Origin of the sequence: Oricola indica, assembly GCF_965227485.1 — a bacterium.
Lineage (GTDB): Bacteria > Pseudomonadota > Alphaproteobacteria > Rhizobiales > Rhizobiaceae > Oricola > Oricola indica.
Map to the genome: position 1 here is coordinate 4,454,155 of NZ_OZ245747.1, position 11,923 is coordinate 4,466,077.

At 64.3% G+C, this 11,923-nt stretch carries 11 protein-coding genes; 2 read left to right on the forward strand and 9 right to left on the reverse strand.

All coding sequences use genetic code 11. The features are described 5' to 3' along the window. Window positions 1-14: 14 nt before the first annotated feature. From ACQK2M_RS22040 to ACQK2M_RS22055, 4 genes are all read right to left on the reverse strand, one after another. Window positions 15-1,322: a nucleotide sugar dehydrogenase gene (locus tag ACQK2M_RS22040; protein WP_425419582.1), complete on the reverse strand. Its 1,308-nt coding sequence runs from the start codon at window positions 1,320-1,322 to the stop codon at window positions 15-17. An 84-nt stretch (window positions 1,323-1,406) separates the two neighbouring features. Then, window positions 1,407-2,717: a hypothetical protein gene (locus tag ACQK2M_RS22045; RefSeq protein ID WP_425419583.1), complete on the reverse strand. Its 1,311-nt coding sequence runs from the start codon at window positions 2,715-2,717 to the stop codon at window positions 1,407-1,409. Beyond that, a complete protein-coding gene (locus tag ACQK2M_RS22050; RefSeq protein WP_425419584.1) occupies window positions 2,714-3,919 on the reverse strand; it encodes a glycosyltransferase family 4 protein in 1,206 nt (401 codons plus the stop codon). Before ACQK2M_RS22050 ends, ACQK2M_RS22045 begins: the two co-directional genes overlap by 4 nt. Continuing rightward, complete coding sequence (locus ACQK2M_RS22055) at window positions 3,916-4,857, reverse strand: glycosyltransferase (RefSeq protein ID WP_425419585.1); 942 nt, start codon at window positions 4,855-4,857, stop codon at window positions 3,916-3,918. The genes ACQK2M_RS22050 and ACQK2M_RS22055 overlap by 4 nt, the downstream gene beginning before the upstream one ends. A gap of 572 nt (window positions 4,858-5,429) precedes the next feature. Here ACQK2M_RS22055 and ACQK2M_RS22060 point away from each other — a divergent pair. Both ACQK2M_RS22060 and ACQK2M_RS22065 read left to right on the forward strand, forming a co-directional pair. Then, window positions 5,430-6,779, forward strand: a complete 1,350-nt coding sequence (locus ACQK2M_RS22060; RefSeq protein ID WP_425419586.1) for a UDP-glucose dehydrogenase family protein — start codon at window positions 5,430-5,432, stop codon at window positions 6,777-6,779. Between the two features lie 41 nt (window positions 6,780-6,820). After that, window positions 6,821-7,342: a flavin reductase family protein gene (locus ACQK2M_RS22065; protein ID WP_425419587.1), complete on the forward strand. Its 522-nt coding sequence runs from the start codon at window positions 6,821-6,823 to the stop codon at window positions 7,340-7,342. Window positions 7,343-7,369: 27 nt separating this feature from the next. Here the strand turns inward: ACQK2M_RS22065 and ACQK2M_RS22070 are convergent, their stop codons facing one another. The 5 genes from ACQK2M_RS22070 to ACQK2M_RS22090 all read right to left on the reverse strand — a co-directional run bounded on the left by ACQK2M_RS22070 (window position 7,370) and on the right by ACQK2M_RS22090 (window position 11,908). Beyond that, window positions 7,370-7,846 (reverse strand): copper chaperone PCu(A)C, encoded by a 477-nt coding sequence (locus ACQK2M_RS22070; protein ID WP_425419588.1) that lies wholly within the window; start codon window positions 7,844-7,846, stop codon window positions 7,370-7,372. Window positions 7,847-7,929: 83 nt separating this feature from the next. Then, window positions 7,930-8,328 (reverse strand): hypothetical protein, encoded by a 399-nt coding sequence (locus tag ACQK2M_RS22075; RefSeq protein WP_223476367.1) that lies wholly within the window; start codon window positions 8,326-8,328, stop codon window positions 7,930-7,932. 47 nt (window positions 8,329-8,375) lie between these two features. Next, window positions 8,376-9,341, reverse strand: a complete 966-nt coding sequence (locus ACQK2M_RS22080) for a GlxA family transcriptional regulator (protein WP_425419589.1) — start codon at window positions 9,339-9,341, stop codon at window positions 8,376-8,378. Between the two features lie 43 nt (window positions 9,342-9,384). Further along, a complete protein-coding gene (locus ACQK2M_RS22085) occupies window positions 9,385-10,284 on the reverse strand; it encodes a bifunctional methylenetetrahydrofolate dehydrogenase/methenyltetrahydrofolate cyclohydrolase (RefSeq protein WP_425419590.1) in 900 nt (299 codons plus the stop codon). Between the two features lie 124 nt (window positions 10,285-10,408). Beyond that, window positions 10,409-11,908 (reverse strand): hypothetical protein, encoded by a 1,500-nt coding sequence (locus ACQK2M_RS22090; RefSeq protein ID WP_425419591.1) that lies wholly within the window; start codon window positions 11,906-11,908, stop codon window positions 10,409-10,411. Window positions 11,909-11,923: the final 15 nt, after the last annotated feature.

The window sequence follows — 11,923 nt, forward strand, 5'->3', positions numbered from 1 at the left end:
GGGATGCCCGGCGACTACCAATTGACACCCTCATATTGCGCATCGGCGTGCATGCGTTTTTTCAGGCGGACGAGGTCGTAAATCCGCTGCTCCGGCGCGACGCGGTCGGGCAATTCCTCGAACTCCGGCGAGGCATTGCCGATGACCAGCGTCTCGCCATGGGCGAGCACGGCATCGAAATCGTCGAGCAGGATCGAGGAGATGTGCGGGATCTTGTTGAGGATGAAATCGCGGTTCGCGCCGTAGAGGCGGGCGAAGTTCACGTAGCGGTCGTAGATGCGGACATCCATGCCCTTTCCGAGAAGCTTCTCGACCAGCGTCACCTGCGGGCTTTCGCGAAGATCGTCCGTGCCGGCCTTGAAGGAAATGCCGAAGACGGAAATCTTGCGGTTGCCATAGGCCATGATGTCCTCGAAGGCCCGGTCGATCTGGTTCTCGTTGGAGCGCATCACGCTTTCGAGCATCGGCAAATCGAGATCGAGCGAGCGGCCCTTGTAGGACAGGGCGCGCACATCCTTCGGCAGGCACGATCCGCCGAAGGCGAAGCCCGGCATCAGGTAGCGGGGCGAGATGTTGAGCTTTTCGTCCTTGCAGAAGATGCGCATCACATCGTGGCTGTCGACGCCAACCGCCTTCGAGATGTTTCCGATCTCGTTGCCGAAGACGACCTTCACCGCATGCCAGGCGTTGTCGGCATATTTCACGAGTTCGGCGACCTCGACGGAGGTCAGGAAAAGCGGCGCGTCGATGTGTTCGTATATCTCGGCGATCGCGGCGGCGTCTTCTTCCGTCTCCGACCCGACGACGATCTTCGGGGGATTGTCGTAGTCATAGACAGCCGTCGCCTCGCGCAGGAATTCCGGGTTGTTGCCGATGACCAGTCCCGGCGCGTTTCCGGCGTGCTCGCGCAAGGTCGGGATCACGATGCCGCGCATCGTGCCGGGCAGCACCGTCGAGCGCAGGACGACCGCGTGCGGCCGGTTCTTTTTCGCGATGGCAGCGCCGATCTCCTCGCAGACGCGCATCACCGCATCCGTATCGAGCGAACCGTTCCTGCGGCTCGGCGTGCCGACGCAGATCAGCGACATGTCCGTCGCCTCGATGGCTTCCTGCGTGTCGGTGGTCGCGCGCAGCTTGCCGCTGGCAACGCCATTGCCGATCAGCTCTCCGACATAGTCCTCGACGACCGGCGACTTGCCGCCATTGACGATGTCCACCTTGACCTGCTGCCGGTCCACGCCGACGACAAGGTGGCCGTCGCGTGAAAGGCACGCGGCCGTAACGGCGCCGACATAGCCAAGTCCGAACACTGAAATTTTCATTCGTCTGCCACTTCCGATCCCTGTTTCGGTTTCACGGCGAGGATGGGGACTGCGTTTCACCCCCGCCGCGTGTTTCTGCGTCACTCAAAGGTCCGCGCTGCGCACCACGAATGGCTGCTTGCCCTCCGGCTGGCGGGGAATGGCATCGCAGAATTCAACATCCACGCGCATGCCCGCAGGCAGGCGCGACGTGACCCGTTCGGCGATTTCCCGGCCCAGCGCTTCGCCGGGCTTCGCGCGCGGCACGGCCAGGACGCGGATATGATCCGGCGCGTCCTGGCGAAGCTGCATCTGGAGAAGGCCTTCGATGCCGCGCGGTATGTGGTTCATGCCGATCAGCCGGGTGCCGTCGGGGGCGAGGAGATAGTCGCTCTCGCGCCCCTCGATGCGGGCGAACGATCTCAGCCCAAGGGCGACTTCCTCACGCTCGCGGCGGCCTGTCGCGCCGTCGAGGACAGCGACGTCGCCGGTGCGGTAGCGCACCAGTGGCTGCGCCGCATTGCGCAGATTGGTCGCCGAAATGGCGAACCGCGCGCCGGAGTCTCCATCCAGCGCATCGAGTTCGACGGCCCCGTAAGCGGGCATAAAGCGATACTGGCCGGCTTCGAGCGCGTAGGCGAAACAGACGCGCTCGGCCTGGCCGTAATAATCCGCCACCCGCGCCTGGAACAGGCTTTCCGCGCGGGCGCGCAGGTCGTCGGTCAGCACTTCGGAGGAGGTCAGGATGACAGGAACCGTCAGGCGGCTTCCACTGTCCTCCAGGATGTTCACGAGCAGTTCGAGCGCCGAGGGATAGGCCCAGAGCACGCCCGGACGAAACTCGCGCAAAGTATCGAGGAACAGGCCCGCGCGGTCGCGATGGAGATGAGCCACCGAGAAATTCATGACACGGCCGCCGCTTTGGACCCGCCAGAAGGGCGGTTCGCTGTCGGACGGATCCTTGATCGCCTCACCGCGGAAGACGGCCACACGGTCGCGCGCGAAATCCCCTCCGGCCAGCGAAACGACGTGATCGATGGCCGCCTGCTCGAAGACGACGGAGGCGAAGCTGCGCCTGACGGAGAGGGGCACGCCGGACGAGCCGCTGGTCTGGGCGTTCGTCGCGAACAACCCGCCGGCAGTTTCGAAATCCGCCTGCGCCGACTGGAGCATCATCTTGTCGACATGCGACCATTCGCAAAGCGGCAAACCGTCAAAGCGCGCATAGCCCGGAAGCCTTGCCGCGCCGGCGAGCGTCTCGTCGATCAGGCGCTGCAGGAGGCGGCTGCGTTCTTCGAAACCGGCGCGGTCGAACAGTGCGAGTTCGCGGCGGAAACCGGAATAGAGCGGCGCAAAGCGGCGGACGAACCGGTCGCCGAGGCCGGCACTCTTCAGGTGGGCGGTCACGGCGTTCATCGCGCACCTCCCGGCGCCGGAACGATCCGGCTCACGAAACCGTCAAAGGCTTCGACCATCTGCCCGATGCGCAGGCTCTCGCGCGTCTTGCCGGCATTGACCGCGAGACGGGCCTGTTCGTCGGGCGATGCGGCGAAGGCGGCAAGACCTTCGCAAAACGCTTCTTCGTCGCCGCCGATCAGCAGGGCGTCGTAGCCTTCCGTCAGGTACTCGATCTCCGGGCTGTGGAAATCATGCTTTTGCGTGACGACGGGGCGGGCATGGGCGAAGGCGTGATTGATCGCGAGACCCAGATATCCGGGAATGACGACGGCGCAGGCGAACTTCATCACTTTGGCGATCCGAATGTCGGACGGGTCGATGGCGCCCGTGAAGTGGACATTGTCCGTTCCGCTCGCCTGCTCCCGGAGCTTCGGCATCTCTTCGCCGTCGCCGACGACGAGAACCTCGACGGGTTTGCCATCGACATCGGGAAAGCGTTTCGCGAAATCGATCAGCATGTCGACACGCTTCCGGGGCACCAGACGGCCGACATAGAGAAACACGGTCGAATCCGGCTTCAGGCCGAATTCCGCCCTGATCTCCCGGTCCGGCATGTCGGCGACGGCCTGCGCCAGCTTCACCTGCTCTTCGACATCGATCGTGTTGCGAACGACCTGGATCCGGTCCTCGGCCATGCCGATGGACAGGAGATGGTCGCGGCCCTTTTCCGTGTAAGCGAGATAGCCGTCGCCAAAACGCGCCAGACGGTCGGCCGCCCAGATGGCGAGACGGTCCTTCAGTCCCGGTCCGCCACCGCCCTGCCAGGAGCCGTAGGCCTTGCGGTAGCCGAACCCCCACCAGATGACCGGCCTGCGCAGAACCCTGGAACAGGCGACCATGACGAGGCTGGACAGGAACTTGAACTCATGGCCGACGATGAGACCGTCATATCCGCCCGTGAGATATCGCCAGACAGCCGGCTGCCAGACGGCGATGCTGCCGCCGATCTTCAGCTCGCGATTGTTCAGCGCGACATTCTCGAAGGCGAAGGGCGGCTTCGCGGCCTGGAGGGAAATGTTGGAGGGCGGCGCGCCGTGAAAGACCGTGTAGCGGTTTGCGGACATGCGCGACAGGTGCTCGAAGAAGCCGCGCCGATAGACGGGCACACAGCCCTGGTGGAAGACCGCGATACGGCGCGGTTCCGGATGATTTCCGGTCATGCGCCCGCCTCTCCCGCACCGCCGTAATAGCGCGCGCGCTTCCAGTAGGTGATCTTGCCGAGGGCCGACATGACATGCATGCGGAAACGCGCGGAAGGCTGCCGGCCAAATGGCGCGCTCAATGCGGCCAGCGGGGCAAATATGGCGAGTTGTACGAGCGCCTTCGCGCCGATGCGCACAGTCGCGATCAGCGGATTGCGATCGTTGACGATATGGACATAGGTGGAGTTGCGCGCCGAAATCAGCTTGCGATGCAAGAAGGCCGGCAGCATAGCCTTGGCGTTCGGCCAGAATTCATGAACGACCGCATCGGCGACCCAGATGATCTTGCGCCCCTGCAGATGCAGGCGGTAGATCAGCTGCGTATCCTCACCACCGGATAATCCCAGCTCCGGGTCAAAAGGCGGCGCGACGTCGAAGCAGCGGTCAGGGCGAAACATCACGTTTCCGCCACGGGCGAATTGAACCCTGTGCCCGGTCTGCATCGCCTTATGCGTGCTGAAAATGAAGGGTTCGGGGTCCCAACCGAGCGTCTCGCGATCCTCGAATACCGGAAAGACCGGACCTGTCGCGACATCTGCATCGTGCTCGATCATCGCCCGGTAGAGATTTTTCAGCCAGTCCGGCTTGGCCATCTCGTCGTCGTCGATGAAGGCGACATAGGCTCCCCTCGCCGCTGCAATACCAGCATTGCGCGCATGGGAGATACCGGCCGCCCGCTCGTGGACATAACGCAGCTTTTCCCCGAAGGCCGGATGAGCGGATATCCAGGGATGGGCCGATCCCTCGCCGGAATTGTCGACGACGACGATCTCCAGTCCGGTTTCACTCTCGAGAGACTGTCCAAGGACGGAATCGACGGTCTTTCGCGCCATCTCCTCGCGATCGACGGTGCATATGACGACCGAGATCAGCACCACCGGATCGAGCCTCCGCACGGCGTGAAGTCGTCGCTAGACGTATCATTTCGATATGCCGACATGCTGGCGAATTTCCCCGGTCCAATCGACTGCCGATCGGCGCTAACGCGCTGACTTCGTTCAACTCAAGTCGCCGATCACGCCAGATCCGGGCATGACAATTCGCATCCGGCCTTACCCGGGAAATGTCGCCGATACCCTGAACACTCACGGCAAGGGGGACGCTAGCAGGGATGCTTTAAGGGCCGTTTACAGGAACCCAGAAAATTTGAACGAAAAGCGTTTCAACCAGCCCCGTCCGTCTGTCGAAAGCGGGCACAACCGCTTGAATTTCCGCTCTTTTCAGGTGTATCGTGCGGCGACAGGGATTGTCTCGCACCGGGAAGACCCGGAACTGCCAACGTGCCATAAATAGAACGGCTAAACATCGGATCCCGCAATTAACGAAGCGTAAACCATAGTTTCGCTCGTGGCGTCTTCCTAAGGGATGTGTTCATTGATCAGGGCACATTGATCACGTTGATTATCCGGTATGGCCGGCTTGCCAGGCAATCAGGCATGCCATCGCGAAAGGTCGAGGAGAGGCCAGTATGAAAATCACGATGATCGGGGCGGGCTATGTCGGACTGGTGTCCGGCGCATGTTTCGCCGATATCGGCCATGATGTGATCTGCGTCGACCGCGACGAGACCAAGCTCGACGCGCTGCGCGCCGGATCGATCCCGATCTACGAGCCGGGACTGGATCAGATCGTCACCGAAAATGTCCGCGCAGACCGACTGTCCTTCAGCGCCGATCTCGAAGCCTCGGTACAAGGCGCCGATGCGGTCTTCATCGCCGTCGGCACCCCGTCGCGCGCGGGTGACGGCCTCGCCGACCTGACGCATGTCTATACGGTCGCCCGAACACTCGCGCCGATGCTCGCCGACGGCACCATCGTGGTGACGAAATCGACGGTGCCGGTGGGAACCGGCGACGAGATCGAGCATCTCATCCGCAGCGGAAACCCGACGGCCGACATTGCGGTCGTGTCCAATCCGGAATTCCTGCGCGAGGGATCGGCCATCGCCGACTTCAAGGAACCGGACCGGATCGTGATCGGTACCGACGACGTGAACGCGCGCGGCGTCATGCGCGATCTCTATGCGCCGCTGGGCCTCGACAAGGACCGCATTCTGATGACCGGCCGTCGCACGGCGGAGCTGACCAAATACGCCGCCAATTCCTTCCTCGCCATGAAGGTCACCTATATCAACGAGATCGCCGATCTTTGCGAGAAAGTCGGCGCCGACGTCCTCGACGTGGCGCAAGGCATCGGCATGGACAACCGCATCGGCCGCAAGTTCCTCAATGCCGGTCCGGGGATCGGCGGTTCATGCTTTCCGAAGGACACGCTGGCGCTTGTCAGGACGGCGCATGACGCCGACAGCCCGATGCGCCTCGTCGAGACCACGGTCACCATCAACGACCAGCGCAAGCGCTCCATCTCCAAGAAGGTGATCCGCGGCTGCGGCGGGTCGGTGCGCGGCAAGACGATCGCGGTCTTGGGTCTGACCTTCAAGCCGGATACGGACGATGTCCGCGAATCTCCGGCACTGCCGCTGATCAGGGCGCTTCAGGATGCCGGCGCGCGCATTCGTGCCTTCGATCCGGAAGGAACCGAACAGGCGCGCGACCTGCTCTCCAACGTGACCTATTGCGACGATGCCTATCACGCCGCCGAGGGCACGGACGCCGTCGTCATCGTCACGGAATGGGCGATCTTCCGCAATCTCGACCTGACGCGGCTCAAGGAAGCCATGGCCACTCCGGTCATGGTAGACCTGCGCAACATCCAGAACCCCGACGTGGTTCGCATGGCCGGGTTCAGCTACCACGGCGTCGGACGGGGGGAGAGCGGCGACGGTCTCTCACCGCTGCTCGTCCAGGCGGCGGAGTAGGTTCGATCGGTGCCGTGACCGCCGTGGAGGGCGGACCCAGCATGCTGAGGGAAGCTTTCCTGGACGCGATGAGCCTGACAGCGGCAACGGTGACAGTGGTGACGACGGACGGACCGGCGGGTCGCGCCGGCGTGACCGTTTCCGCGATGACACCCGTCGCCGCCGATGGCGACAGCCCGACCATCCTCGTCTGCATCAACGCGGCGAGCCGCTCTGTGGAGTCCATTCTCGAAAACGGGCGCTTCTGCCTGAACATCCTGCGCGAAGACCAGCAGGCGGTCGCGGACGCCTTCGCGGGGCGGCTACCGGAGTTCAGCGAAGACAAGTTCGCCTGCGCGCACTGGCTGGACACACCGACCGGCTCTCCGCGCCTGAAAGGCGCCCTCGCCGCATTGGATTGCCATGTCGGAAGCGCGCATCGCCAGGACACGCATCACGTCATTTTCGGCAGCGTCGGCACGATCACCCGCGGCGCGCATGGCGACCCGCTGGTTCACTGCAACCGCGCCTATCGCACACTCGGCGGCCACGGCGCCGGGATCGCGCGGCGCAAGGCGTCGTGAGACGCCTCGCGCGTTGATCGAACGCAATCAGTGTTGCATGTCCATCTTGAGCTTGTCGGGCGTGACGACGCTGAAATCGACCTCGACCTCACCCGCTTTCTCGAAGACGAGCGTTGCCTTGCGGCTGGTCTCGGGCTCGAGCTGCTCCTTCATCTGCATGAACATGACATGATAGCCGCCGGGCTTCAGCACGACCTCGCCGCCGGGCGGGATTTCGAGCCCGTTTTCCAGCTGGCGCATCTTCATGACGTCACCGTCCATGGCCATTTCATGGACTTCGACCTTGCCAGCGAAGTCCGCTGACCCGCCGATCAGCCGGTCGGCTTCCCCGCCGGTGTTGCGAAGCGTCATGTAGCCGCCGGAGACCGGCGCGCCGGGCGGCGTGGCGCGCGCCACGGGATGGACGATTTCCAGGTCGCCGGCTTTATAGTCATGCGCATTGGCCACGAGCGTGGCGGTGAAGAGCGCGGCGCCGGCCGCAGCGGCGGTGAGCAGTTTTTTCATGTCTGTTTTCCCATCTGATCGAACCGCGGCGCGTAAGCGCGCGGCCATTTTCTGTTTTCGGAATTCGATTGCGCCCGAAGGCGTCAGACAGAAATCGACGGGGGGCCGCGTTTCGACGCGGTGGCGAGTTCGACGGCTGCGATCGGCGGTGCGGTCTTCACCGGCATCATGACGGCCAGCAAAAGGGGAAGAGGCCGTGAGAGTGCCGAGACCGCGGGCTGTGCCGGCGCGGATGCACCGGCGATCAGGCAGAAATCGCAAAACGCATGCTCGTGAACCGGCGCGCCGTCCTGATCCGTCGCGCAGAGATCGGGCAATGTGCCATCGGGCAGGACATATTGCGCCAATTCATAGGACGACGGTGCGTTGACGGCCGGACGGTGCGCAAACGCCGAAAGGATCACCGCCGCCAGAACGAAGAGGCGAAGCCAGAGGCCGCGAACCGGCCGGATTTCGATGCGCGAAACCGTCATGACGTCCACTTGGCAATTCCATGGAGAATGGTCAAGCGACGGCTTGCCGCATGCGATCAGAAGCTGGTGCGGCGCTCGTCGCTGGGCGCGCGGCCGAATTGCAGCCGGTAGCTCTGCGCGAAATAGCTGTGCGAGGTGAAGCCCGTGGACAGCGCGACCTCGAGGATCGGGATGTTGGTCTGGCGCAGCAACTGCCGCGCGCGCTCCAGCCGCAACGTCATGTAGTAGCGGCCGGGCGTCGAGTTGAGATGGCGCAGGAACAGGCGCTCGACCTGGCGCACGGAAAGATGGACCGAGCCGGCCAGTTCGCCGGCCGTCAGCGGGAGTTCGAGATTCTCCGCCATCAGTTCGGTGACCTTGCGCAGCTTGTCCGACTTGCCGGTCAGGTCCGGTTCCTGGCCGACGCGCTGGCGGTCCTCGTGGCTGCGGATGCGTTCATGCTGGAACTGGTTGGCGACCTTGTGGGCGAGGTCCGGCCCGAAATCGGAGCGCACGATCTCCAGCATCAGGTCGACGGAGGTGGTGCCGCCCGCCGAGGTGTATCGGTTGCGGTCGATCTCGTAGACGTTGCCGGTGCATTCGATATGCGGGAAGGCCTCGCGGAACGAGGCGCGGTTTTCCCAGTGGATCGTGCAGCGGCGCCCCTCCAGCTGACCGGCCTCCGCGAGCGTGTGACTGCCGATGGAAATGCCGCCCAGACCGACGCCGCGCCGCCCGAGGGATCGCAACGCCGCGACGATACGCGCCTTGCCGGGGAACTCCGTGGTCAGGCCGGCCACGACGAAGACGATATCGCTTTGCGGGATGTCGTTGACGCCATAGGCCGCCTTGATCGCCAGCCGGTTGGAGGCGTCGACCGGCTGGCCGTCATGCGACACGGTCGACCAGCCGTAATACTGGGTGTCGGACAGCCGGTTCGCCGAGCGCAGCACGTCGATCGCCGCCGCCAGGCAGAACATCGGGAAGTACTCTGCCAGGATGAATGAGAAATGGCGCTTGGGCGTCTCGTCGTCCGCGATCATGACGGCGCGCTATAGCCCAGCCGGTACGCCGCGAAAAGCGAAATCAAAAGCGCGGCGGCTCCTCGCCGGCACTGCGATAGGCGGAGGTCACGGCATTCGCCATCAGCATGGCGATGGTCATCTTGCCGACGCCGCCGGGAACCGGCGTGATGGCGGATGCGACCTTCTCGGCCTCCTCGTAATCAACATCGCCGACGAGCCGGGTCTTGCCCTCGCCCTTCTCCGGCGCGGGAACGCGGTTGATCCCGACATCGATGACAACGGCGCCGGGTTTCACCCAGTCGCCCTTGATCATGAGCGGGCGGCCGACAGCGGCGACCAGGATATCGGCGGTACGGCACAGCGCCGGCAGGTCGGCGGTGCGCGAATGGGCGACGGTCACCGTGGCGTTGGCGGCCAGAAGCAGATTGAACATCGGCTTGCCGACGATGTTGGAGCGGCCGACGACGACGGCGTTCTTCCCTGACAGGTCCTTGCCGAGAACGCGCTCGATCATCAGCATGGAGCCGGCCGGCGTGCAGGGCACGAAAGCGTCGCCGACCTGACCCGTTCCGAGCTTGCCGACATTGATGAAAGAAAAGCCGTCGACATCCTTGTCCGGATCGATCGCCTGGATGACCTTGCCTTCGTCGATGTGTCCCGGGAGCGGAAGCTGGACGAGGATGCCGTGGATCGTGTCGTCGGCGTTGAGATCGTCGATCAGGCCAAGCAGGTCCGCCTCCGACGTGTCTTCGGCAAGCTTGTGGGTGACGGACTTGAAGCCGCATTCATTGGCGCGCAGGCCCTTCGAGCGGACATAGGCCTGGCTTGCCGGATCCTCGCCGACAATGACGACCGCAAGGCCGGTCTGCACGCCCTTTTGGTCTTTCAGCCTGTCGGCCGCCGCCTTGACCTCTTCGAGGACTTCGCCGGCAAGCACCGCGCCATCGATCCGTTCCGCCATGTGATTTGTCTCCCGCTGCGAGATTGCGGGCGGACATTTGCACGGCTTGCGCGCGAAAGAAAACCTCGGATGCGCCGATTTCTGGCGGAATCGGATAAGTTTCCCGCGATGCCCGCGACGGGCGTCAGGCCACCCGGCGCAGGTGCCCGGAGCGGCGGGTGATCAGCCCTTCCAGAGTCTCCCGGATTTCGCGAACCTGCTGGCGCAGTTCCTCCAGTTCCCGGGGATCCTCAGGCGTGTAGACCGGCGCCTCGACGGCATGGATCTGTGCGGGTTGGTGCGCCACGGGCTGCGGCGGCGGGATTTGCGCCGGCGCGGGCTGAGCGTACGCGGACGGCGCATGGGGCCAGCCGGGGGCCTGCGGTGCGGGCCAGGCGTACCAGGAGGGAGCCGGCGGATAAGCCATCTGCGGCATCGGGGGGGCCGGCCAATAGGCAACCGGCTGCGGCTGCGCAACGGCCTGTTGCGGCGCGAACGGATAGGGCGCGGGCTGCATGGCGGCGGGCTCCTGCGGCTGAATGAACGGATAGTAGGCCGGATAGGGATGCATCGGGTTCTCGCTTTCGTTTTGTTCCGGCCCTGATCGGGCCATGCCGGGCACAGTCTCCGGCCCGGTTGCCTTGCGGACGGCATCGACCGCCTTGCGGAAGTCATCGGGTTTGTCGGCCACTGCATTCGGGGCATCGCGCTCCGCGCGTCCAGCCACTTGCCGTGCAACACCGAACACGATGCCGCGAAGCAGGGCCACGAGGGACAGGACGATCCCGAGCGCGAGACCGGCAAAACCGAACTGCGCAACAATGGCGGCGGGCGATATGGAGGATGGCGCGTCAGGGATGCGCGCCGGGGTGATCAGTTCTATTTCGGCTTTCGCGAGCGACGGCTCTTCGACCGCCGATCGACCGGTGTCGCGGCGGGACATCGAGGCGCTGGTCGCCGCTTCCGCCTTCTCGCGCTTCAATTGCTCGACCAAGGCGCCGGCAAGCGCATTGGCGAGCGTTGCCGATTTCTCCGCGTCTCGCGTGGTCACACCGACATTGACGATGAAATTCGCCGAGGTCCGTTCCGCATGAAGGCTTTCGCGCAGGCGGCGGACAACCGTACGGTCCTGCACTGCGTCGCCCGGCGAGAAAAGGGACAGAAAGCCCCGGATCGATCCGATCAGCCCCAAAGCGCCGTAGTCGCCGCGAAATTCGGGGTCCTGATCCAGTTTGGCGCGCTCGATCACCCGTTCCAGAACCACCGGGGACCGGACGATGCCGATTTCGCCATCGACAATATCGAAGGCACGCTGGCGAAGAATGAAATCGGCCGCGGCGTCGCCGGTCTCGCCGCCGGCCGGCCTCGGATCGAACAGGATTTCAGCCTGCGAGGTGTAGAGTTTCGGCATCCAGGCGGCAGCCACACCGCCGATCAGAAGTCCGCCGATGGTCAGTGCGATGACGGGCTTTCGCCAGGCTTTGAAGGTCGAACCGACGGCAGCGGACAGGCGATCCAGTTCCCTGCCGAACATGTCCGCCTTCTCGTCGCGCGCGGCTCTCGCCGGGCGTCCGGCGGAAGCGCCGGCCCGCGATGGCGACACCTTTGCAAGGCGTCCCGGACGATTGTGATCGGCTTCGTACATCGGCCACCAGGCTGG